Source organism: Streptomyces humicola, from assembly GCF_024436035.1.
Lineage (GTDB): Bacteria > Actinomycetota > Actinomycetes > Streptomycetales > Streptomycetaceae > Streptantibioticus_B > Streptantibioticus_B humicola.
The window spans coordinates 38913-61896 of record NZ_JANFNG010000021.1 but is presented as its reverse complement, the minus strand read 5'-3'; the positions used below and the strand labels follow the sequence as shown (position 1 = coordinate 61896).

Here is a 22984-nt window from a genome sequence, read left to right as displayed (position 1 = left end):
GCCGTCCCTCCTTTCACCGTGGTTTCAGCGAGTCCTTGAGCGTGTCGTCGTATGCAGCGCTATGCGCGAGAGGCGCGCAACGCCCGCCGCGCCGCGGGATCGGCACGGCGGTAACCGTGGAAGTGACCCGGGTGGTACAGGTGCGAACGCGTCCCTGTGGCCGAGAGCGCCGGACCGACCAGGAACAGTGTGTGCTTCCACAGCTTGTGCTCCTTGACGGTCTCCTCCAGCGTCCCGACCGTGCAGCGCAGCACCAGCTCCTCCGGCCATGTCGCCTGGTACGCGATCACCACCGGAGTCGTCTGCGGATAGCCGCCCTCCAGCAGCTCCGCGGCCAACTGCCCGGAGCGCGCCGCCGACAGGAAGACCGCCATCGTCGTCCCGTGCCGCGCGAACTCCCGGACCTCCTCACCCGGCGGCATCGGCGTCTTCCCTCCGCCCAGCCGAGTCAGGATCACCGACTGCGCGACCTCCGGGATCGTCAACTCCCGCTGCGCCACGGCGGCCACCGCCGAGAACGCCGACACGCCCGGCACGACCTCCGTCTCCAGGCCCAGTTCACAGCACCGGTCGAGCTGCTCCTGCGTACCGCCCCACAGGGCCGGGTCGCCGGAGTGGATCCGCGCCACCTTCAGCCCCTCGCGCGCCGCCCGTTCATACACCACGAGCACGTCCTCCAGCGACATCGCCGCCGAGTCGAGGATCTGCGCGCCCTCACGGGCGTGTTCCAGAACCTCGGCCTGGACCAGGCTCGCCGCCCAGATCACCACGTCCGCGTCCGCGATCGCCCGCGCCGCCCTGAACGTCAGCAGATCGGCCGCGCCGGGCCCCGCCCCGACGAACGTCACCTTGCCGCTCACTTTGCCGTTCACAGCTTCCTTCCGTTCTCTCCCAGAGCCTGCGCCTGGGAGGTGCCCCCTTCTCCGCTCGCGCGGCGCAGAGGTGCGGCCTCCACCGGATTCCGTCCGGGGGTGCCCCCTGTTGCTGTCTGCGGCCGGGCGCCCGCGTGTGCGTCGCTCACAGCTTCCCTCCACGTCCGCCGTCCCGCCGAGCGGGTGCGATCAACGTCGACAAATACGGCAACGGAACCTCCGACAGTTCGGCGGCCGGCCGGATCGACTCCTCCGGCAACCCCAGCGACGAACCCCACACGGCGCCCTCGGTCCGACCCGTCTCGCGCAGCGCGGCGGCGACCTCCTCCGCGAGCCGCCCGAACTTGTACGCCACCACCGTGCCCGGCCCCTGCAGCGCCTCCTTGAGCACCGCAGCCCCAGCCGTCACCGGAACCAGCGTCAGCGGCTCGGTGCCCTCGGTGAGCACCGCCCCGCTGCGCGCCGCGAGATCCTGCATCGCCGTGATCCCCGGCACCGTCTCCACCACCACACCCTCGACCAGACCGGAGACGGTCTGCGCGAGATAGGTAAACGTGGAGTACACGTTCGGGTCGCCGATGGTCGCGAACGCCACCGTGGAGTGCGCACGCAGCAGTTCCGCCACGCGCTCGCCCGCCGCGTCCCACGCCGCCGCACGACGCGCCCGGTCGCTGCGCTCGTTGAGCGCGAACACCACCCGGACCACCTTCGCGGCGTCCACGTAGTGCAGGATCGTTGCCTCTGCGCGCCCCCGCTCCAGAGTGTCCATGACGGGTACGACAACGACGTCGGCGGCCTGCAGCGCCCGTACGCCCTTGACCGTCACCAGCTCCGGATCGCCGGGGCCGACTCCGACGCCGATCAGCCGCTTGGTCCCTGTGCTCATGCGGCACACCTCTCGACGAACCTGCGGGCGAGCGACGGCTCGGCCGCCCAGTGCACATGCAGATACGAGGCGTGCACACCCTCGTGGACGAAACCCTCGACACGGCGCTCCGGCTGCGACCAGCCCCAGGCGGGCGCTGCGCCTGCCCCCGGATCGGTCACCGTGCGATGGAACTCGTGCCCGCGCAGCCGCGTCCCCGCCGGCGCCAGCACGCTCTCCGAGACGGCGACCGCCTCCCGGTAGCCCAGCGTCAGCCGCTCCGCCATCCGGGCCCGGGCGTCCAGCACCCCGCACATCGGCGCACCGTCCAACTCCCCTGCCAGATAGAGCAGTCCGGCGCACTCGGCAGCGACAGGCGCGCCCGACGCGGCAAGGCCGGCGACCGCTTTCCGCAGCCGCTCGTTCGCCGACAGCTCCGGCGCGTACACCTCGGGGAACCCACCACCGATCACCAAACCCGCTGTGTCCTGCGGCAGTTCCTCGTCCCGCAGCGGATCGAACCGGACGACCTCGGCGCCGGCCGCCGCGAGCAACTCGGCGTGTTCGGCATACGAGAAGGTGAACGCCGGCCCGCCCGCCACGGCCACCACCGGACGCCGTCCCGGCACCGCACCACCGCCGACCTCCGTCGCCGGATCCCACGGAGCGTGCGCAAGCGGAGGAGCGCTGCGCGCCAGCGCCAGCAGGGCATCCAGATCGCACCCCGCGCGCACCCGCGCCGCCATGGCGGCAACCGCCTCGACGGCCTCCGCACCCCGCTCCGCCACCGGGACAAGCCCCAGATGCCTGCTCGGCGTCCGCACATCCGCCTCGCGCCGCAGCACACCGAGCACGGGAACCCCGGACTCGTCCAACGCGGCCCGCAGCAGCTCCTCATGGCGGTCCGAGCCGACCTTGTTCACGATCACCCCGCCGATCCGCACCCGCGGATCCCACGACGCGAACCCGTGCACCAGCGCCGCCACCGAGCGCGACTGCGACGAGGCGTCCACGACCAGCACCACCGGTGCGCCCAGCACCTTCGCCACCTGCGCCGTGGACCCGGCCTCGCCCTGCCCCGCCGCCCCGTCGAACAGCCCCATCACACCTTCGACCACGGCGAGATCGCACCCCCGCGCCCCGTGCAGGAACAGCGGCGCGATCCGCTCCTCACCGCACAGGTACGAGTCGAGATTGCGGCCCGCACGCCCCGTCGCCAGCGCGTGATAGCCCGGATCGATGTAGTCGGGGCCCACCTTGTGCGGGGAGACGGCGAGACCGCGCTCGGCGAACGCGGCCATCAAACCGGTGGCGACGGTCGTCTTGCCGCTCCCGGAGGCCGGGGCGGCGATGACGAGGCGGGGGACGCTGCTCACCACTCGATACCCCGCTGGCCCTTCTGGCCCACGTCCATCGGGTGCTTGACCTTGGACATGTCGGTCACCAAATCCGCTGCGTCCACCAGCTTCTGCGGAGCATTGCGCCCGGTGATGACCACATGCTGGGCACCGGGACGGTCGCTCAGCACCGAGACCACCTCGTCGGTGTCGACCCATCCCCAGTGCATGGGGTAGGCGAACTCGTCGAGCACGTACAGCCGGTAGGTCTCCGCCGCCAGATCACGCTTGACCTGCTCCCAGCCCTCGCGCGCCGCCTCCTCGCTCGACTCCAGGCCACGCTGGACCCACGACCAGCCCTCACCCATCTTGTGCCACACCACGCTGCCGCCCTCGCCGGAATTCCCGAGCACCCGCAGCGCCCGCTCCTCGCCGACGCGCCACTTCGCGGACTTCACGAACTGGAACACCCCGATCGGCCAACCCTGATTCCACGCCCGAAGTGCCAGCCCGAAGGCCGCCGTCGACTTCCCCTTGCCGATCCCGGTGTGCACCACGACCAGCGGACGGTTACGACGCTGACGCGTCGTCAGCCCGTCGTCCGGTACGACGCTCGGCTTCCCCTGCGGCATTACGCGGCCCTCCTCACGTCCCGTACCAGCGCGGACACGGCGTCCGCACGCAGCTCGTCCAACGTCACCACGGTCCCGGCGAGATCACGGGCGAGCGCGCCCGCGAGCCCCAGCCGCACCGGACCGCTCTCGCAGTCCACCACCACCGACGCCGCGCCGTCGGCGGCGAGCAACCGCGCCGCCCGCGACGCCAGCCGCACCGGCTCGGTCCCGCCCTGTCGCCCGCCTGCGCTGAGGGTGGTGGCCGGCGACGGGCGGGAGCTTCGCGCCACTGTGCCGGATCCCGTCGCCCGCCCGTCGGTCACCACCACCAGCAGCGGCCGGCGCGACGGATCGCGAAGCCGCTCGACCCGCAGCACCTCACGGGCCTTGAGCAGCCCGGCCGCCAGCGGCGTACGGCCACCGGTCGGCAGCTTCCCGAGACGGGCAGCGCCCGCCTCCACCGACGACGTCGGCGGCAGCGCCACCTCCGCGCCGGTACCGCGGAAGGTGACAAGCCCCACCTTGTCGCGGCGCTGGTAGGCATCGAGCAGCAGCGACAGCACCGCGCCCTTCACCGCGCTCATCCGCTGCCGTGCCGCCATCGACCCCGACGCGTCCACCACGAACAGCACGAGATTGCCCTCACGGCCCTCCCGCACCGCCTGCCGGAGATCGTCGCGGCGCACGACGAGACCGGGACCGCTGCGGCCGCGCGCGTGCTGGTACGGGGCGGCCGCCCGCACCGTGGCCGCAAGGTGAAGTGCGGTCAGCGCACCCTGCGGGCGGTGTGCGCCCGTCGTGCGCCCGTGCGCGGTACGGGCGCGGGAACGGCGACCCGCGACCCCCTCGCCCAGGCCCGGCACGTCCAGCAGCCGCGCCTTGAACGGCTCACCGGCCGCGACGGCCGACTGCTCGCCCGCCCCCCGCGGGGCGGCGGCACCGCCCTCGTCCACCGTCTCGTTCACGCGCTCGTTCTCCGCCGATTCACGCGGTGCGGGGGTCTGCGGCCCGCCGTCGTCGCCGTCCTGCGGTGGCCGCCCGCCGCCCCCGTCGGGACCGTCCGGATCCGGGTCGTCGTCCTCGCCACGAGACTGCTCCAACGTCTCGTCGAGCGTATCCTCGTCCAGCCCTGGCGCATCGAACGGATTGCGCCTGCGGCGATGCGGCAGCGCCAGCAGCGCCGCCTGCCGTACGTCCTCGGCGAGCACCTCGGTGCGCCCCGCCCATGCGGCGATCGCCGTCGCCGTACGCGCCGTCACGATGTCCGCGCGCATCCCGTCCACCTCGAACGCCGCGCACACCGCGGCGATCTGGCGCAGGGCGCCGTCGCCGAGCCGCACATGCGGCAGCAGCGCCCGCGCCGCCGCGATCCGCTCGCGCAGCGCAGCCTCCTCGCCCGTCCAGCGCGCCGCGAACCCGGCCGGATCCTCGTCGTAGGCGAGCCTGCGCCGCACCACCTCGACCCGCTCGTCCGGCTCGCGCGAGGCCGCCACCTCCACGGTGAGCCCGAAACGGTCGAGCAACTGCGGCCGCAGCTCGCCCTCCTCCGGGTTCATCGTCCCCACCAGCAGGAACCGCGAGGCGTGCCGCACCGACACGCCCTCCCGCTCGACGTACGAGGCGCCCATCGCCGCGGCGTCCAGCAGCAGGTCCACCAGATGGTCGTGGAGCAGGTTGACCTCGTCGACGTAGAGCAGTCCGCGATGCGCCGCGGCGAGCAGACCCGGCTCGAACGCCTTCTTCCCCTCCGACAGCGCCCGTTCGATGTCGAGGGCACCGACGAGACGGTCCTCCGACGCCCCGACCGGCAGCTCCACCATCCGCGCCGGCCGCGACACTCCGCCGGTGTCCTCGCCGTGCGGGCCGTCCGGGCAGTGCGGATCCGGCGACGCAGGATCGCACGAGAACCGGCACCCGGCCACCACCTCGACCTCCGGCATCAGCGCGGACAGCGCACGCACCGCGGTCGACTTGGCGGTGCCCTTCTCACCGCGCACCAGCACGCCACCGACGGCCGGCGACACCGCGTTGAGCAGCAGCGCCAGCCGCAGATCGTCCATGCCGACGATCGCGCTGAACGGATACGCCGTACTCATGCATCACCTTCCAGGTGGTCGCCTTCGAGGTCGCCCTCCAACTGCAGATACGTCTCGCGCAACCGCTCCAGCGTCTCCTGCTCCGGCTCGGCCCACAGACCGCGGTCCGCCGCCTCCAGCAGCCGCTCGCTGATCCCGCGCAGCGCCCACGGGTTGGACCTCTCCATGAACTCCCGGTTCTCGGAGGAGAAGACGTACTCGGCGGCGAGCTTCTCGTACATCCAGTCGTCCACCACACCGGCCGTCGCGTCGTAGCCGAAGAGGTAGTCGACGGTGGCCGCCATCTCGAAGGCGCCCTTGTAGCCGTGGCGCCGCATCGCCGCCATCCAGCGGGGGTTGACCACCCGGGCACGGAAGACACGGTGCGTCTCCTCGCCGAGCGTCCGCGTCCGCACCTGGTCGGTCAGCGCGCTGTCGCCCACATACGCCTCCGGGGAGGAGCCGGTGAGATGGCGCACCGTGGCGACCATGCCGCCGTGGTACTGGAAGTAGTCGTCGGCGTCGACGAGATCGTGCTCGCGCGTGTCGACGTTCTTCGCCGCCACCTGGATCCGGCGGAACGCCGCCTCCATGTCGCCGCGCGCCACTCGCCCGTCGAGGCCCCGCCCGTATGCGTAGCCACCCCACACCGCATAGACCTCGGCGAGGTCCGCGTCCGAACGCCAGTTGCGGGCGTCGATCAGCGGCAGCAGCCCCGCTCCGTACGCGCCCGGCTTCGAGCCGAAGATCCGGGTGGTGGCCCGGCGCCGGTCGCCGTGGTGCGCGGTGTCCTCGTCGGCGTGGGCGCGCACGAAGTTGCGGTCGGCGGGCTCGTCCAGCTCGGCGACGGCCCGCACGGCGTCGTCCACCAACGCCACGACATGCGGGAACGCGTCCCGGAAGAACCCGGAGATGCGCACCGTCACATCGATCCGCGGCCGGCCGAGCTCCTCGAGCGGTACCACCTCGAAACCGGTCACGCGGCGCGACGCGTCGTCCCACACCGGGCGGCAGCCGAGCAGCGCGAGGATCTCGGCGATGTCATCGCCCTGCGTCCGCATGCACGAGGTTCCCCACACCGTCAGCCCCACCGACCGCGGGTAGACGCCGTTGTCGGCGAGATGACGGGCGAGCAGTGAATCGGCGAGCGCACAGCCCACGTCCCAGGCGAGACGGGAGGGAATCGCCTTGGGGTCGACGGAGTAGAAGTTACGACCCGTGGGAAGCACGTTGACCAGGCCGCGGGTCGGCGAGCCGGACGGGCCCGCCGGAACGTATCCGCCGCGCAGCGCCCGCAGGACGTGATCGATCTCGTCCGTCGTCCGGACCAGCCGCGGCACCACCTCGTCGGCCGAGAACCGCAGCACCCGCACCGCATCCGGCACGTCGCGCCGCAGCACCTCCGCGACGACCGAGCCCGCCGCGGCGCCGTCCCAGCCGCGTGCCTCCATCGCCTCCGCGAGCAGCCGGGCGAGCCGCTCCAGCAGGTCGACCGCATCGGAGGCGGTCCGGGAAGGCCCGCCCACCAGAGCCGTGAGCTCCTGCGGCACCTCGACGCGCGCCCCCGGCTCGGCGAGCAGCGCCTTCTCCTCCAGGCCGAACGCGGCCGCCAGCGCGGCCCGCAGCCCGGGCAGCGCGCCTCCGACACCGCCCCAGATCTGCGCCGAACGCAGCACGGCCAGCACCAGGTTGACGCGCGGCTCGCCGACCGGCCCGCCGCCCAGGATGTGCAGGCCGTCACGGATCTGAACATCCTTGATCTCGCACAGCCAGCCGTCGACGTGCATGACGAACTCGTCGAACGCGTCCTCGCCCGGCTGCTCGTCGACATGCAGGTCGTGATGGAGCTCCGCGGCCCGCACCAGCGTCCAGATCTGGCTGCGCACCGCCGGGGCCTTGGCCGGGTCCAGATCGCTGACGAGGGCGTACTCGTCGAGGAGTTGCTCCAGCTTCGCCAGGTCGCCATAGGAGTCGGCGCGCGCCATCGGCGGCACCAGATGGTCGACGACGGTGGCGTGACCGCGGCGCTTCGCCTGCGTTCCCTCACCCGGGTCGTTAACGATGAAGGGGTAGACCAACGGCAGTTCGCCGAGCACCGCGTCCGGTGCGCAGCCGGCCGACAGGCCGAGCCCCTTGCCCGGCAGCCACTCCATCGTCCCGTGCTTGCCCAGATGCACGATCGCGTCGGCGCCGAACGACTGCTCCAGCCAGCGGTACGCCGCCAGATAGTGGTGCGACGGCGGCATGTCCGGATCGTGATAGATCGCGATCGGGTTCTCCCCGAAACCGCGCGGCGGCTGGATCATGACGACGACATTGCCGAACTGCAGCGACGCGAGCACGATGTCCTCGCCGTCGACATACAGACTGCCCGGCGGCTCGCCCCAGTGCTCCAGCATCCCTTCGCGCAGCGCCGGATCGAGCGTGGCGAACCACTGCTCGTACTCCTTGAGCGGCACGCGGGCCGGCGCGACGGCGAGCTGCTCCTCGGTGAGCCACTCCACGTCATGGCCGCCAGCGGCGATGAGCCGGTGAATCAACTCGTCGCCGTCGTCCGGGTAGGCGTCGACCCCGTACCCGGCGTCGCGCAGCGCATCCAGCAGCCGCACCGCCGAAGCGGGGGTGTCCAGGCCCACGGCGTTGCCCACCCGCGAGTGCTTGGTCGGATACGCCGTGAAGACCAGCGCCAGGCGCTTGTCCGCGTTCGGCTTGTGGCGCAGCGCCGCATGGCGCACGGCGATCCCGGCGACCCGCGCCGCGCGCTCCGGATCGGCGACATACACCGCAACGTCGTCCTCGCCCTGTTCCTTGAACGAGAACGGCACGGTGACCAGCCGCCCGTCGAACTCGGGGATCGCCACCTGCATGGCAGCGTCCATCGGCGACAGCGCCGCGTCCGAGCCCTGCCACGCGGCGCGCGACGAGGTCAGGCACAGCCCCTGCAGCACGGGGATGTCGAGCGCCGCGAGCGCGCCGATGTCCCAGGCCTCGTCGTCCCCGCCGGCGGACGCATCCGAAGCCCGCGTACCGCCCGCCGCGAGCACCGTCGCCACCAACGCGTCCGCCTGCCCCAGCAGCTCGTAAAGACCCGCATCGGCGCCCCGCAGCGAACCGCAGTACACCGGCAGCGCATTGGCCCCCTTCGCCTCGATCGCCTCGCACAGCACATCGACGAACGCGGTGTTGCCCGACAGCTCGTGCGCCCGGTAGAACAGCACGCCGACCGTCGGCCTGCCCGCCACCTGCTCGTACGCGCCGTGCACCCCGTACTCGGGCATCGGCCGCGGCGCCGCGAAACCCTCGCCCGTCAGCAGCACCGTGTCGGAGAGGAATCGCGCCAGCTCCGCCAGATTGCCCGGACCTCCCTCCACGAGATAGCGCAGCGCCTCGGCGACCACACCCGCCGGAACCGACGATTCGGCCATCAACTCCGCATCCGGCACCGACTCGCCGCCCAGCAGCACCGTCGGGATCCCGGAGGCGCGCAGCGCCGCAAGGCCCTCCTCCCACGCCCGCTTGCCGCCGAGCAGCCGTACGACGGCGACGTCCGCACCCTCCAGCAGCGGCGCCAGCCCGTCGGCGGCCAGCCGGGCCGGATTGCCGATCCGGTACGGCGCACCGGAGGCGCGGGCCGCCAGCAGATCGGTGTCGGCGGTGGACAGCAGCAGTACGGTGGTCACGGTGCCCCCGGGGGTACGAAGGGAAGGCCGGACGGGATCCCGTCCTCGATCAGACGCAGCAACGCGGCGGTGTCCGCGTGTTCTTCGACGAGATCACCGAGCCGGTCGAGCTGCTCCTCGCGCAGCGCGCCGAATCTCGTCCCGGGCGCGGGCACGAAGCGCCGGCCCGCGTCCGCCGCCACCCGGCGCAGGAACGCCCGGCGGAAGCCGTCGCTCTCCAGCGAGCCGTGCCAGTGCGTGCCCCACACCGAGCCCACCCGGCAGCCATCCAGGAACGATTCGTCGCCGCCCGCCACATCGGCGATCCCGTGATGGATCTCGTAGCCCTCGACATGCTCGCCCAGCGCCTTGCCGGCCGGCCGGGTCAGCGTCTTGTCCGCGGCGAAACGGATCCGCACCGGCAGCAGCCCGAGACCGTCCACAAGGCCCGCCCGCGACTCGATCTCGTCCTCGATCGTCTCGGCGAGCATCTGGAACCCGCCGCAGATGCCGAGCACCGGGCGCCCCTCGGCGGCGCGCCGGGCCACGGCCCGCGCGAGACCGCGCTCGCGCAGCCAGCGCAACGCCTTCACCGTCCCGCGGGTGCCCGGCAGCACGACGAGATCGGCGTCGGCGAGCTCCTCGGGCCGGTCCACGAAGCGCACCACGACGCCCGGTTCGGCAGCGAGCGCGTCCACATCCGTGAAGTTCGACATCAGCGGGACCGCCGGCACCGCCACCCGCAGCACGTCCTCGCCGTACGGCGGCGCCACCACCGACTCGCGCACGGTGCCGCGCAGCGAGACCCTCAGACCGTCCTCCTCGTCGATGCCGAGGCCGTGCGTGTACGGCAGCACGCCCAGCGTCGGCCGCCCGGTCAGATCACGCAGCATCCCCAGACCCGGTTCGAGCAGGGAGACATCGCCGCGGAACTTGTTGACCAGATACCCGGCCACCAGCGCCTGGTCCTCACGGCTCAGCAGCGCGGTCGTCCCGAAGAACGACGCGAAGACCCCGCCGCGGTCGATGTCCCCCACCACCACCACCGGCAGCCCGGCGGCCCGCGCAAGACCCATGTTGACGATGTCGGTGCGGCGCAGATTGATCTCGGCGGGGCTGCCGGCACCCTCGCAGATCACCACGTCGTAGGTGTCCCGCAACTGACGCAAGCAGTCCGTCACCGTGGCGAGCAAGGCCTCCTGACGGCCCTCGTGGTAGCCGCGCGCACTCAGCTCGCCCACCGGCTTGCCCAGCAGCACCACTTGACTGCTGCTGTCGCCGCCCGGCTTGAGCAGCACGGGATTCATCAGCGCGCTCGGCTCGATCCGCGCCGCCTGCGCCTGCATCGCCTGCGCCCGGCCGATCTCGGCGCCCTCGCGCGTCACGAACGAGTTCAGCGACATGTTCTGCGCCTTGAACGGCGCCACGGCGATGCCCTTGCGCACCAGCCAGCGGCAGATACCGGCCGTCACCACGCTCTTGCCCGCGTCGGAGGTCGTCCCCGCGACCAGCAGCCCGCTCACCGCTTTCTCCCTGCCCGGCACGCCGCGGCAGCCGCCAGCCGCGCACCTGCGCACGCCGCGAGCGCCAGTACCCCGACGCGCCGCGACAGCCGCACTGCACGCTCGATGTCCCGCGCCTCGACGGCCCGGTGGTGCGCCCCGAGCACGGGCCGGTGCTCCACCCGCCCGCCGTATGCCAGCCGCCCCCCGAGCCGCACACCGAGCGCGCCGGCGAACGACGCCTCCACAGGGCCCGCGTTGGGGCTGGGATGCTTGCGGCCGTCGGCCCGCCATGCCCGCCATGCGCCGCGCGGGTCGGGCCCCGCGACCGTCGTCAGCGCCGCCGTCAGCCGCGACCCGGGATAGCCGAGGACGTCGTCCAGGCGTGCCGCAGCCCAGCCGAACCGCCAGTAACGCGCCGATTTGTGACCCACCATGGCGTCGAGCGTGTTCACCGCCCGGAAGCCGACCAGGCCCGGCACCCCGCCGACGGCCCCCCACACCAGCGCGCCCACCACCGCATCCGAGGTGTTCTCAGCAACCGACTCCACCACCGCGCGGGCGATCTGCTGCCCGTCGAGCGCCTGCGGGTCGCGTCCGCACAGATGCGGCAGGCGCCTGCGGGCCGCTGCGACGTCCCCGGCCTCCAGTGCGCGCCCGATCATGCGCGCCTCGCTCCCCAGCGAACTGCCGCCCAGCACCGCCCAGGTGGCGGCCGCGGTCAGTGCAACCTCACCGGCGGCCGAGCGCCGTGCGCAGCGCGCCAGCGCTCCGGCGACGGCGAGGGCGCCGCCCGCGCACACGAGGGCGTGCAGCGCCCCGCGGCCGCGGTCGTCGCTCCACAGCCGGTGTTCGAGGGCGGCGGCGGCGCGGCCGAACGCGGCGACGGGATGCCCGCGGCGTGGATCGCCCACGAGTTTGTCGCCGAGGAAGCCGAGAGCCGCGCCGTACGCGAAGGTGCGATCGGCATGCATGGGCTCACACCGCCGTCGGGCTGAGAGGCGTTCGGCGGATGCCGGACATGGCAGAAGTCCTCACTCAGGGTCCGCGCCCTGGTTCGACGTGACCGGCGATGAGAGTCTCCTGGCTCCCGGATCGGCACGTCCCCGGGCCTTCCAGCCGATCCCTCGGCCGTGACGCTCGGGTGGGGACGCACTCCCCGGTGACAGTGGCGGGACCGCGCCGGATTCTCACCGGCTTCCTCTCCTGTCGCCGTTTGGCACCGCGAAGTCCACCATGTTCCGCGAACGGCAGTCAACTTCCCCTTGACCTGCGAGGGGGGAGTGTGCCGAGGCACACACGGCGCGCATGAGAGCGCAAACGCGGGCGGGGCGCACCCCACCCGCCGAACTCCCCGCCGCTACAGGGCGATCAGATAGATCCCATAGGCGACGGCCGCCGCGCACAGTGCGAAACAGGCATAAGCGCCCCCGCGCGCCAGCGGCGCCGCCGCTCCGCGCGCCTCGGCCGCCTCTTGCCTGGACAGAGCGGCGATGCCGAGCGTGAACAGGCCCACCAGCCCGACCGTGCTGATGACGCTGACGCCGAGGACCGAGCCCAGGGCTCCCCAGTCGATGTTCACAGTGCCGTTTCCTTCTGCGTCTGCATGGGCGTCTGGACGGCACGGGAGGCCGGCGCCGCGATCGTCGTGCTCAGCGGCGGGGCGAAGGCGTCGAAGCGCTCCGCGCCGGCCGGCACATCGGCTGCGGCGCGCTCGGCACCCACCGCGTTCTCGACGTACTCGACGTCGTTGACGTTGGTGTGGTCGATGCGCCTGCGCTGCGCCGCTCCATACGCGCCGGCGCAGACCGCCAGTGCCAGCAGCGTGACCACCCACAGGCCCCAGGTGCCCTCGTCGACGAGGAGCGTCGCGCCTCCGGCCACCAGACCCGCCGCCGGCAGCGTGATGATCCACGAGGCCGCCATCCGGCTCGCGGTGATCCACCGCACCACGGCTCCCCTGCGGCCGAGCCCGGTGCCCATCACCGCACCGGAGACCACATGCGTCGTCGACAGCGCGAAGCCGAGATGCGAGGAGGCGAGGATGGTGGCGGCCGCACCGGTCTGCGCGGCGAAGCCCTGCGCCGGTTGGATGTCGGTGATGCCCTTGCCCATCGTGCGGATGATCCGCCATCCGCCGATGTACGTACCGAGACCCATCGCCGTCGCCGCGACGAGGATCACCCACACCGGCGGGTCGGAGTGCGGCGCCACCAGACCGGCGCTGACGAGGGCGAGGGTGATGACACCCATGGTCTTCTGGGCGTCACTGGTGCCGTGGGCGAGGGAGACGAGAGCCGCCGAGGAGACCTGCCCCGCGCGGTAGCCCTTCGACGTGGCCTTCGGTCCTGCGTCACGTGCGATGCGGTACGTCGCGCGGGTCGCCAGGAACGAGGCAATACCCGCCACGACCGGGGAGGCGACCGCCGGGATCACGATCTTCATCATGATCGCGTCGCCGTTGATGCCGTGCAGGCCCACCGCGACCAGGGTCGCGCCGATGAGCCCCCCGAAGAGCGCATGCGAGGAACTCGACGGGAGCCCGGCCAGCCAGGTCACCAGGTTCCAGACGATTGCCCCGATCAGCGCAGCGAAGATCACTTCGGGCCGGACACCGGACTTCTCGTCGATGATCCCGCCCGAGATCGTCTTGGCGACCTGGACCGAGAGGAAGGCCCCGGCGAGGTTGAGCACCGCGGACATCGCCACCGCGATCTTGGGCTTCATGGCGCCCGTGGAAATCGTGGTCGCCATGGCGTTGGCGGTGTCGTGGAAGCCGTTCGTGAAGTCGAAGACGAGAGCGGTGACGATCACGACTCCAACGAGCAGCGTGATGTGTTCCATTCACCCAGGCAATCGTTTGATCGGTCAGTAACGCGGCGACCGTAGGGACTGAGAATGAACGGAAGGTGAACAGCAGGCGGCCTGCGGGAGCCGGGGGATCTTTCCGGCCACGGCAACCATCAGCCGCCGGCGATCACCCGCGCCCGGACACCCGGTCCGCAAGCCGCGCCAGCGTAGCCGTCTGCGCGCTGCGCCCGGTGCTTTCGCGCCGGTCCGCCGCCCGGTACGCCGCGTACAGCCCGTGCACCCCGAGCCAGCGCAGCGGCTCCGGCTCCCAGCGCCGCACCCGGTGCCCGACCCACGGCAGCTCCGTCAGCTCCGTCGGCCCGTCCTGTCCGGAATCGAGCCGCACCAGGTCGCGCAGCGTGCGCGCCGCGAGGTTCGCGGTGGCGACCCCGCTGCCCACATAGCCGCCCGCCCAGCCGAGCCCCGTCGACCGGTCGAGCGTGACCGTCGCACACCAGTCACGCGGCACCCCGAGCACCCCCGACCAGGCATGGTCGATCGCGACCCCGGCCGTCGCCGGGAAGAAGCGCACCAGGATCTCGCGCAGCGCCTCCACCGTCCACTGCTGCGTCCGGCCGTCGTTGTCGGTCCGCGACCCGAACCGGTACGGCACGCCCCGGCCGCCCAGCGCGATGCGCCCGTCCGCCGTCCGCTGCGCGTACATGTACGCATGGGCCATGTCGCCGAGGGTCTCCAACCCCTCCCAGCCGATGGTCTCCCACACCGCCTGTGGCAGCGGCTCGGTGGCGATCATCGAGGAGTTCATCGGCAGCCACACCCGCCGCTGTCCCCTCAGCGCCGCAGTGAACCCCTCGGTGCAGCGCAGCACATAGGGCGCGCGTACGGTGCCGTACGGGGTGACCGCGTGCTTCGGCCGGATCTCGGTCACCGGCGTCGACTCGTGGACCACCACCCCCAGCGCCTCCACCGCCCGCGCAAGCCCCTGCACCAGCTTCACCGGGTGGATCCGCGCGCCGTGCGGGGTCCACGTGGCGCCCACCGTTCCCGCCACCCGGATCCGCTCGGCGGCCTCGGCCGCGCCGAGCAGCACCCGCTCCTTCTCGCCGAAGGCGACCTCCGCCTCGTGAAAGGCCTTCAACCGCGCCAACTGCGCAGGGGAATAGGCGACCTCGAGCACCCCGCCCTTGTGGACGTCGGCGTCGATCCCCTCCTCGTCGGTGACCCGAACCACCTCGTCGACCGTCTCGTTCATCGCCTGTTGCAGCCGCACCGCCGCATCGAGGCCGTGCCGCTTCGCATAGGCGTCGCGGCCGGCGATGCCGTTGTAGAGCCAGCCGCCGTTGCGCCCCGAGGCGCCGTACCCGCAGAACTTCTGCTCCAGCACGGTGATCCGCAGGAACGGTACGGACTTCTTCAGGTAGTACGCCGTCCACAGTCCGGTGAAGCCACCGCCGACGATGCACACGTCCGCCGCCGCGTCGCCCGGCAGCGGCTCCCGCGGAGCGGGTATGCCGGTGCTCGCGTACCAGAAGGAGATACCGCCGTTGACGGTGGTCATGGATGCCCCTGCAGGTGTCAGTGCTGGTCGTCGTGGTGGGGGATGCTATTGCGCCCTCGTCGCGACCGGCAACGTGCAACGTGTCAGGATCAGTTACCGGAGGTGCGGCAGATGACGGACGGGCACACGGGCGGCGAGGATCTGCGCGAGGCGTGGGACGACCTCGTGGCCACCGCGCGGCGCACGGCCGCCGACGGCCTCGTGGTCGGGACGTCGGGCAACGTCTCGGTCCGGGTCGGCGACCTGGTGCTGGTGACGCCGAGCGGCGTGCGCTACGACAGGCTCGGTCCCGGCGACCTGCTCGCCGTCGGACTCGACGGCAGGCCCCGCATCGGCATCCTGCGGCCCACCAGCGAACTCCCCCTGCACCTCGCCGTCTACCGCACCACCGGTGCCCGGGCCGTCGTCCACACCCACGCCGTGCACGCCACGGCCGTCTCCACCCTCGTCGACGAGCTCCCCGCCGTCCACTACATGTGCGCCGCCCTCGGCGGCCCGGTGCGGGTCGCCCCCTACGCCACGTACGGATCGCAGGAGCTCGCCGCGAACATGCTCGAAGCGCTCCGCGACCGCACCGGCTGCCTGCTGCGCAACCACGGCACTGTCGTCCACGGCGCGAGCCTCGACCAGGCGTACGACCACACCGCGCAGCTGGAGTGGATGTGCCAGGTATGGCTCGCCGCGACCGCCGCAGGCACCCCCACCCTCCTTGCCCGCGAAGAGATCGACCGCGTCGGCGCCAAACTGCGCGGGTACGGGCAAAGGCCCTGAGGCCCCGAAGCCCTGAGCACGCCTATCCCTCACCCGCCCGCTTCCCCCCACTGGCCGCATCCGCCCGGGGTGCCGACACTGGAACGGATGCGCCTGCGTACCGCGGCGACCGTGGCCGCCACATGTCTCGGTGCCGGTGCTGCCGCGGTGGCGGCCGGCCGGTACGTCTCCGGCCTCGCCCTCAACCCGCGGCCGAACGGCCCGGCCCTCGGCTCGCCGGACCGCGAGGACGACCCGCTGACCGTGCACGATACCGCCGCCGGGGCCGTCACCCTGACCCGCACGCTCGCCTCGCTGCGCCCCGGCGTCTACGGACTGTCCGCCGACGGCTGCCACGCCCTGCTCGGCCCCGTCCTCGCCACCACCCCCGACTCCGTCACCCGCCGTCTCGACCGGGTCCAGGAAGGCGCCCCGGTCACCGGCATGCCCGTGCACCTCACCCCCGAGGCGTACGCCGGCGATCCGCAGACCGCACACGCAATCGCCTACCGCGACGTGGAGGTCGACGGCGAACTCGGTCCGATGCCCGCCTGGTTCGTGCCCGGAGACCGCTCCACCTGCGTCATTGCCGTCCATGGCCTCGGCACCAGCCGCCGCCAGCCGCTCGCCGTCCTGCCGCTCCTGCACCGTCTGCGCTTCCCCGTCCTCGTCATGACTTACCGCAACGACGCGGGCGCGCCGAGGTCCCCCGACGGCATAGGGCACCTCGGCGACACCGAATGGCGCGACGTCGACGCGGCACTGCGCTACGCGGTGCGCTACGGCGCCGAACGGGCCGTGCTCTACGGCTGGTCCGTGGGGGCGACGATGGCGCTGCGCGTCGCCGACCACTCGCCGCAGCGCAGCCGGATCAGCGGCCTCGTCCTCGACTCGCCGGTGCTCGACTGGCAGTCCGCGCTCCGCGGGCTGGTCCGGGGCCACGGCGTGCCGGCTCCGCTGGTGCCACTTGCGATACGGGCCGCACAAGGCCGCACCGGACTGCACGCGCAGCGCCTCACGGATTCCGCGGAACCGGCCAAACTGGCCGTTCCCGCACTGGTGTTCCACGGCCCGGACGACACCATCGCCCCATGGGAGCACTCCCGCCGACTCGCCGAGCTCCGCCCGGACCTGGTCACCCTCCACACCGTGGCGAACGCCGGTCACCAGGCGATGTGGAACGCCGACCCGGACAGGTACGAGGAGGCGCTGCGCCGCTTCCTGACCCCGCTGATGTAGCCCGTGCCGGCGGGTGCCCGGGGGCGCTCGTTTGGGTTTCCGGGGGCTCAGCCGGTAAGACTGCTCCCGTGACGTCCCGTTCCCCGCGTGACAGCAGGCTTCGTCTCGTACCCAGCAGGCCGATGGCGGCCGTGCGCAAGGTGACCACCGTCCGCCGGAACGGGCCGCCGCGACCGCCCGACGGGACGCCCACCCCCACCGCACTCGCCGCACAGGCACGGCACGTCCTCGCCGACGCCGTCCAGCTGGCCCGCTGGGCGGAGGCGGAGACCGGGCGCAGGGCGCCGCTGCGGCCGGCGCCGAGCGGGATACTGCCCGAGGCCGACCTGGAACGCGCCGCGCTCGCACTGGAGCTGAAGACCGATCAGGTGCGGGCCTCATGGGACCGTGCCCGGCTGGCCGGCCTCGTCGAACTGCGCGACGGCGCCGCCCGTCCCGGGTGGCGGCTGCGCGCATGGGACCGGGACGACACCGCCGTGCTGCGCGGCTGGGTCGCGCTCTTCGACGCCTGGTCCCTCGCCCACCTCGGCCGTCTCGCCCCCGAGGCCGCCGACCCCGCCCTCGTCGCCGAGGTCATCGAGGCGGCACCGCAGCTGCTGTCGTTCCTCCACCTGTCCTCGGGCCCGGTGCCGGTCTCCGCCCTCCTCGACCTGCTGCGCCAGCGCGTCGCCGAGCTGCGCACCGAGCGCCGTGAGCCGCCCGCCGACGGCGGCGGCGACCCGCTGCCAGGACTGCTGGAGTGGACGCTGGAAGCGTTGGGGTCGACCGGCGCGTTGAGATCCGGCGACGCCGGCGCCCGCGTCGCCGGCCCCGGAGAGGAGGTCGCGCTCACCGCCCTCGGCAACTGGGCGGTGTGGGTCAAACTCGAACAGATCTGCGTCGCCGCCCAGTCACCCGCCGGGCACATCGAGCAGTCCGCCGAGGACCTGCTGCGCGCCTGCGCCGACTACTCGCCGGGCCCCGCCCGCGTCGAGTACCGCGCCTGGCTCGCCGCCCGCCCCGCCGCACAGGCCGTCGCCGAACTCCTCGACGTCGCACGCGGCGACGACGCCCTGCTGCGCGGGCTCGCCTTCGAGGCGCTGCGCACCGTCGGCGCCCCCGCCGAACCCGCCGTTCGTGCCGTCGTCGACGAGCCGCAGCTGCGCCCCTACGCCCTGCTCTGGCTCGCCGAGCAGCAGGGCTGCCAGCCGGAGGAGCAGATGGCGCTGCTCACCCGGGAGGAAGCCACCTGGTTGTGGGTCGACACCGCGGCAGCCGTCGCCGACCACGGCGACGGGCATCTGCTCGTCGGCCATCTGGACGGCGCGGTCCAGGAGTCCCTGTCCCGGCTGCTGGAGGAGGTGCGCGGCACCGGCCACCCCCGCACCGTGCAGGTGCTGGTGGCGCTCGCCGCGGCCCACCCCGACCCGGTGCTGGCCAAGGCCGTGCGACGGGCGGCGTTCCAGGTCCACCAGGGAGTCCACGACGGCGGGTGACCCGGCGGGCCGAAATGCGGTTGCGGGGCCCCGGTAGACTCTCCCCATGGCAGTTTTGCTCACGGATCCCACGGATTAGACGGCGCCCGGCCGATCCCGCCCGACCGTCCCCTCGTCCACGACGTCCTGGAGCCCTTTCCGTGATCACTGCCACCGGCCTGGAGCTGCGCGCCGGCGCCCGCATTCTGATCGAGTCCGCATCGTTCCGCATCGCCCGTGGCGACCGCATCGGCCTGGTCGGCCGCAACGGTGCGGGCAAGACCACCCTCACCAAGGTGCTCGCCGGCGAGGGTCAGCCCGCCACCGGCACCGTCACCCGCAGCGGCGAGGTCGGCTACCTCCCGCAGGACCCGCGCACCGGCGACCTCGACGTGCTCGCCCGCGACCGCATCCTGTCCGCCCGCGGCCTGGACACCGTGCTCCGCAAGATGCGCGAGAACGAGGAGCGGATGGCCAACGGCAAGGGCGCCACCCGCGAGAACGCGATGAAGAAGTACTCGCGCCTGGAGACCGAGTTCCTCACCAAGGGCGGCTACGCTGCCGAGGCCGAGGCCGCCACCATCGCCGCCGCGCTCGGCCTGCCGGACCGGGTGCTCGGCCAGCCGCTGCAGACGCTCTCCGGCGGCCAGCGCCGCCGCGTCGAGCTCGCCCGCATCCTCTTCTCCGACGCCGACACCCTGCTCCTCGACGAGCCGACCAACCACCTCGACGCCGACTCGATCCTGTGGCTGCGGGACTTCCTCAAGACCTACCGGGGCGGCTTCGTCGTCATCTCGCACGACATCAACCTCGTCGACGAGGTGGTCAACAAGGTCTTCTACCTCGACGCCAACCGCGCCTGCATCGACCTGTACAACATGGGCTGGAAGCAGTACCTGGCCCAGCGCGAGGCCGACGAGAAGCGCCGCAAGCGCGAGCGCGCCAACGCCGAGAAGAAGGCCGCCGCCCTCAACGCCCAGGCCGACAAGATGCGCGCCAAGGCCACCAAGACCGTCGCCGCGCAGAACATGGCCCGCCGCGCCGAGCGGCTGCTCTCCGGCCTGGACGAGGTACGCCAGTCGGACAAGGTGGCCAAGCTGCGCTTCCCCGACCCGGCGCCGTGCGGCAAGACCCCGCTCACCGCCAGCGGCCTGTCCAAGTCCTACGGCTCGCTGGAGATCTTCACCGACGTCGACCTCGCCATCGACAAGGGCTCCCGCGTCGTCGTCCTCGGCCTCAACGGTGCGGGCAAGACGACGCTGCTGCGGCTGCTTGCGGGCGTCGAGAAGCCGGACACTGGCGAGGTGGTACCGGGCCACGGTCTCAAGCTCGGTTACTACGCGCAGGAGCACGAGACGCTCGACCCGGAGCGCACGGTCCTGGAGAACATGCGCTCCGCCGCTCCCGACATGGACCTGGTCGAGATCCGCAAGATCCTCGGCTCCTTCCTCTTCTCCGGCGACGATGTCGACAAGCCCGCGGGCGTGCTCTCCGGCGGCGAGAAGACGCGTCTGGCGCTTGCCACCCTCGTGGTCTCCAGCGCCAACGTCCTGCTCCTCGACGAGCCGACCAACAACCTCGACCCGGCCAGCCGCGAGGAGATCCTCGGCGCGCTCCACTCCTTCACGGGCGCGGTCGTGCTCGTCACACACGACGAGGGCGCGGTGGACGCCCTGCAGCCGGAGCGGATCATCCTGCTCCCGGACGGTGTCGAGGACCTGTGGGGCGAGGACTACGCGGACCTGGTCTCGCTCGCCTGAGCACGGCGCCTGCCGTCCCCTGCCGGCGTGGCGGCGTGCCGGCGTGCCGACCCGGTCGTGATCAGCTGTCCGGATCACTTCTGGATCATTCGGCCGATGCGTGATCCATCAATTGCGTGAGACGGGCTGGTACACCTGGGCGGAGGTGCGCCACACCGGCCCGGGCCGTCCACTGATCACTTCCGTAACCGTGCAAGACTCCTTACGCACCGTGATGACCAGCCGCTTTTCGGTCGCCCACGGAATTCGGCGCAAACGCGGCGGCCGGAAATCCGTCGCTGTGACGGAGCACTCACCGCGTGTCGGTTTTCGCGTGACACGAATGTTGTTCTACGGACCTTGTCGAATGGGTGGCCAGGAAGCGCCGTAGGGGTGATCATGAGAGTCCAGAGCGCACTTCCCTAGAGGAGGCACGGGTGGCCGAGACTCTGAAGAAGGGCAGCCGGGTGACCGGCGCCGCGCGCGACAAGCTCGCGGCAGACCTGAAGAAGAAGTACGACGCCGGTGCGAGTATCCGGGCGCTGGCCGAAGAAACCGGCCGTTCCTACGGATTCGTGCACCGCATGCTCAGCGAGTCCGGTGTGACTCTGCGCGGCCGCGGCGGGGCGACCCGCGGCAAGAAAGCGGCGACGGCCTGACGACACCGGGCATCCGGGACGGCCGTGTGAGCGGCGCGCGCGAGCAGGCGAAGTGGTCGGCCGAGGCACGGGGCCGTCCGCGGAGCCTGGGAGGGGGCACTCCCCATGCCCGCAGGCTATGGGGGAGGGCGGAGATGCTCACGGGCATGGGAGGACCCGGACGGCGACCACCCGGTCGCCAGCGAGTCCGACCGGGTGGTTACTGTTCAGTAATCCAGTCCGTGGCCTGCTCGGAGGTGCCCGATGTCCGACCCCACCGCCGCCCGTACCGCTCACACCGACGCGGGCCCGGGCCCGCTGCTCGATCGCGACGGCGTACGGCTCACCGTCCACGACGCGGACGACGGGCACGACGGGGCGACCGTCGCCACCGTGACGCTGTGCAACGCCGCAAAGCGCAACGCCCAATCGCCCGCCATGTGGCGGGCACTGGCCGAGGCGGGGCGGCTGCTGCCCGGCACCACGCGCGTCGTCGTGCTGCGCGCCGAGGGCGTCTCCTTCTCCGCCGGCCTCGACCGGCAGGCGTTCACGCCTGAAGGGTTCGAGGGCGAGCCGTCCTTCATCGACCTCGCGCGCGGTTCCGACGCCGAGCTGGACTCCACCATCGCCGAGTACCAGGAGGCGTTCACCTGGTGGCGGCGCAATGACGTGGTGAGCATCGCGGCCGTGCAGGGCCACGCCATCGGCGCGGGCTTCCAATTGGCGCTCGCCTGCGATCTGAGGGTCTGCGCGGACGACGCGCAGTTCGCCATGCGCGAGACCAGCCTCGGCCTGGTGCCCGATCTGACCGGCACCAAGCCACTGGTGGAACTCGTCGGCTATGCACAGGCATTGGAGATCTGCGCCACCGGCCGCTTCGTCCACGCCGACGAGGCCGGACGCACCGGTCTCGCCAACGCGGTGGTGGCACGCGACGAACTCGACGACGCCGTCGGCGATCTGGTGGCTGCGCTGCTCGCCGCGCCGCGCGACGCGGTCGTCGAGACCAAGGCGCTGCTGCGCGGGGCCGCTTCGCGGGGGTACGAGGAGCAGCGCGCCGCTGAGCGCGCCGCACAGGCACGCCGCCTGCGTGACCTGGCGGGCGTGGGGGAATAGTGGGGGAGTAGAGGTCAGGCGATCGCCGTCACGACGACGGCCGCCGTTACCGGGCCGGGCGCCTGCGCGGTCGCTGCGGCCGTCACGGCGGCGCGCACCGCGCGGGCGACGTCGAGCGTGCGGTGGCGGTGGTCGGCGGTGATCTGCACCTGCACATGCCGGACCGGCGGCTCCGTCGCTTCCACGATCTGGACCCCCTCGCCGCTTCCCACCCACGGCGAGAGCCGCACCACGCCGGGCACCGCAGCGGCCGCCACCGCGAGGGGATCCGCGGGCGGCGGCCCCTCGTCGTCTCCGTGTTCCCCGACCGGCTGATCGGCCGGCTCCTCCACGGGCTGGCCCACGGGCTGGTCGAGAAGCCCCGTGACGCGCAGGTCGACGCCGGTGAGGTCAAGGCCGATCCGGTCGACCGCCGTCCGCGCGAGCACACCCCGCAGCCGTTGCGCGGACGCAGGCAGTGGATCGTCGGGCACCGCCTCGACATCGGCCGTGATCAGCAGCGGCCCCGGCGGCAGTGCGCTGGGCGGCAACGGCTCCGGGACGTCCTCGCGCGACGGGCCGGACGGTTCGATCCGCAGCGTCCGGATGAGCACCGTGTCCACCGCGGCAGCCTCCGCGCGCAGCACGCCCGCCACGGCGTGCTCCATCACCCAGGCCCGGTCCTGCGCCCCGCCGAGCGGCAGCAGCCTGCCGAAGCCCAGTTGCTCGCGTACCGCCTGGGTCAAACGGTCCGTCATCACCCGCCGCTCCTCACA

The 22984-nt window shown here is 72.5% G+C and carries 18 protein-coding genes and 1 riboswitch; of the genes, 6 read left to right on the top strand and 12 right to left on the bottom strand.

Annotated features, from left to right (window positions below; translation table 11 throughout):
- Positions 1-59: 59 nt before the first annotated feature.
- The 11 genes from cobM to NGB36_RS23150 form a co-directional block, all read right to left on the bottom strand.
- Positions 60-872: a precorrin-4 C(11)-methyltransferase gene (cobM, locus tag NGB36_RS23200; protein WP_255922362.1), complete on the bottom strand. Its 813-nt coding sequence runs from the start codon at positions 870-872 to the stop codon at positions 60-62.
- A 145-nt stretch (positions 873-1017) separates the two neighbouring features.
- A complete protein-coding gene (gene cobI, locus NGB36_RS23195) occupies positions 1018-1758 on the bottom strand; it encodes a precorrin-2 C(20)-methyltransferase (RefSeq protein ID WP_255922361.1) in 741 nt (246 codons plus the stop codon).
- Entirely contained in the window at positions 1755-3113 is a 1359-nt protein-coding gene (locus tag NGB36_RS23190; protein ID WP_255922360.1) for a cobyrinic acid a,c-diamide synthase CobB, read from the bottom strand. The genes cobI and NGB36_RS23190 overlap by 4 nt, the downstream gene beginning before the upstream one ends.
- Positions 3110-3706, bottom strand: coding sequence for a cob(I)yrinic acid a,c-diamide adenosyltransferase (gene cobO / locus NGB36_RS23185; protein WP_255922359.1), 597 nt, complete (start codon positions 3704-3706; stop codon positions 3110-3112). Before cobO ends, NGB36_RS23190 begins: the two co-directional genes overlap by 4 nt.
- The gene (locus tag NGB36_RS23180) at positions 3706-5784 is read right to left on the bottom strand and encodes a putative cobaltochelatase (protein ID WP_255922358.1); all 2079 of its coding nucleotides are present in this window, start codon (positions 5782-5784) and stop codon (positions 3706-3708) included. The genes cobO and NGB36_RS23180 overlap by 1 nt, the downstream gene beginning before the upstream one ends.
- Entirely contained in the window at positions 5781-9443 is a 3663-nt protein-coding gene (gene cobN / locus NGB36_RS23175) for a cobaltochelatase subunit CobN (protein ID WP_255922357.1), read from the bottom strand. The genes NGB36_RS23180 and cobN overlap by 4 nt, the downstream gene beginning before the upstream one ends.
- A complete protein-coding gene (locus tag NGB36_RS23170) occupies positions 9440-10945 on the bottom strand; it encodes a cobyric acid synthase (RefSeq protein ID WP_255922356.1) in 1506 nt (501 codons plus the stop codon). The genes cobN and NGB36_RS23170 overlap by 4 nt, the downstream gene beginning before the upstream one ends.
- Positions 10942-11898, bottom strand: coding sequence for a cobalamin biosynthesis protein (locus NGB36_RS23165; protein ID WP_255922355.1), 957 nt, complete (start codon positions 11896-11898; stop codon positions 10942-10944). The genes NGB36_RS23170 and NGB36_RS23165 overlap by 4 nt, the downstream gene beginning before the upstream one ends.
- A gap of 103 nt (positions 11899-12001) precedes the next feature.
- A riboswitch (cobalamin riboswitch) is annotated at positions 12002-12127 on the bottom strand.
- Between the two features lie 157 nt (positions 12128-12284).
- Positions 12285-12506 carry a hypothetical protein gene (locus tag NGB36_RS23160; RefSeq protein WP_255922354.1) on the bottom strand — a complete coding sequence of 74 codons (222 nt, stop codon included), beginning with the start codon at positions 12504-12506 and terminating at the stop codon, positions 12285-12287.
- Positions 12503-13768 (bottom strand): inorganic phosphate transporter, encoded by a 1266-nt coding sequence (locus tag NGB36_RS23155; RefSeq protein ID WP_255922353.1) that lies wholly within the window; start codon positions 13766-13768, stop codon positions 12503-12505. The genes NGB36_RS23160 and NGB36_RS23155 overlap by 4 nt, the downstream gene beginning before the upstream one ends.
- A gap of 133 nt (positions 13769-13901) precedes the next feature.
- Complete coding sequence (locus tag NGB36_RS23150; protein WP_255922352.1) at positions 13902-15293, bottom strand: NAD(P)/FAD-dependent oxidoreductase; 1392 nt, start codon at positions 15291-15293, stop codon at positions 13902-13904.
- Positions 15294-15404: 111 nt separating this feature from the next.
- On the opposite strand from NGB36_RS23150, the gene NGB36_RS23145 reads away from it, so the two are divergent.
- The 6 genes from NGB36_RS23145 (at position 15405) to NGB36_RS23120 (ending at position 22229) form a co-directional block, all read left to right on the top strand.
- The gene (locus NGB36_RS23145) at positions 15405-16064 is read left to right on the top strand and encodes a class II aldolase/adducin family protein (protein WP_255922351.1); all 660 of its coding nucleotides are present in this window, start codon (positions 15405-15407) and stop codon (positions 16062-16064) included.
- Between the two features lie 87 nt (positions 16065-16151).
- Complete coding sequence (locus NGB36_RS23140) at positions 16152-17282, top strand: alpha/beta hydrolase (protein WP_255922350.1); 1131 nt, start codon at positions 16152-16154, stop codon at positions 17280-17282.
- A gap of 68 nt (positions 17283-17350) precedes the next feature.
- On the top strand, positions 17351-18757 hold the full coding sequence (locus tag NGB36_RS23135; RefSeq protein ID WP_255922349.1) for a hypothetical protein: 1407 nt from the start codon (positions 17351-17353) through the stop codon (positions 18755-18757).
- A 140-nt stretch (positions 18758-18897) separates the two neighbouring features.
- Positions 18898-20496 (top strand): ABC-F family ATP-binding cassette domain-containing protein, encoded by a 1599-nt coding sequence (locus NGB36_RS23130; RefSeq protein WP_255922348.1) that lies wholly within the window; start codon positions 18898-18900, stop codon positions 20494-20496.
- 416 nt (positions 20497-20912) lie between these two features.
- Positions 20913-21134, top strand: coding sequence for a helix-turn-helix domain-containing protein (locus NGB36_RS23125; RefSeq protein ID WP_053759592.1), 222 nt, complete (start codon positions 20913-20915; stop codon positions 21132-21134).
- Positions 21135-21377: 243 nt separating this feature from the next.
- Positions 21378-22229, top strand: coding sequence for an enoyl-CoA hydratase/isomerase family protein (locus tag NGB36_RS23120; RefSeq protein ID WP_255922347.1), 852 nt, complete (start codon positions 21378-21380; stop codon positions 22227-22229).
- 14 nt (positions 22230-22243) lie between these two features.
- Here the strand turns inward: NGB36_RS23120 and NGB36_RS23115 are convergent, their stop codons facing one another.
- On the bottom strand, positions 22244-22966 hold the full coding sequence (locus NGB36_RS23115; RefSeq protein WP_255922346.1) for a nucleopolyhedrovirus P10 family protein: 723 nt from the start codon (positions 22964-22966) through the stop codon (positions 22244-22246).
- Between the last annotated feature and the right edge of the window lie 18 nt (positions 22967-22984).

What these genes read in the sequence shown, in the direction of transcription:
- NGB36_RS23145 (WP_255922351.1), top strand. Translation starts at nt 15,405, where the DNA reads ATGACGGACGGGCACACGGGCGGCGAGGATCTGCGCGAGGCGTGGGAC.
- NGB36_RS23165 (WP_255922355.1), bottom strand. Translation starts at nt 11,898, where the DNA reads ATGCATGCCGATCGCACCTTCGCGTACGGCGCGGCTCTCGGCTTCCTC.
- cobO (WP_255922359.1), bottom strand. Translation starts at nt 3,706, where the DNA reads ATGCCGCAGGGGAAGCCGAGCGTCGTACCGGACGACGGGCTGACGACG.
- NGB36_RS23180 (WP_255922358.1), bottom strand. Translation starts at nt 5,784, where the DNA reads ATGAGTACGGCGTATCCGTTCAGCGCGATCGTCGGCATGGACGATCTG.
- NGB36_RS23140 (WP_255922350.1), top strand. Translation starts at nt 16,152, where the DNA reads ATGCGCCTGCGTACCGCGGCGACCGTGGCCGCCACATGTCTCGGTGCC.
- NGB36_RS23150 (WP_255922352.1), bottom strand. Translation starts at nt 15,293, where the DNA reads ATGACCACCGTCAACGGCGGTATCTCCTTCTGGTACGCGAGCACCGGC.
- NGB36_RS23115 (WP_255922346.1), bottom strand. Translation starts at nt 22,966, where the DNA reads ATGACGGACCGTTTGACCCAGGCGGTACGCGAGCAACTGGGCTTCGGC.
- cobI (WP_255922361.1), bottom strand. Translation starts at nt 1,758, where the DNA reads ATGAGCACAGGGACCAAGCGGCTGATCGGCGTCGGAGTCGGCCCCGGC.
- NGB36_RS23155 (WP_255922353.1), bottom strand. Translation starts at nt 13,768, where the DNA reads ATGGAACACATCACGCTGCTCGTTGGAGTCGTGATCGTCACCGCTCTC.
- NGB36_RS23120 (WP_255922347.1), top strand. Translation starts at nt 21,378, where the DNA reads ATGTCCGACCCCACCGCCGCCCGTACCGCTCACACCGACGCGGGCCCG.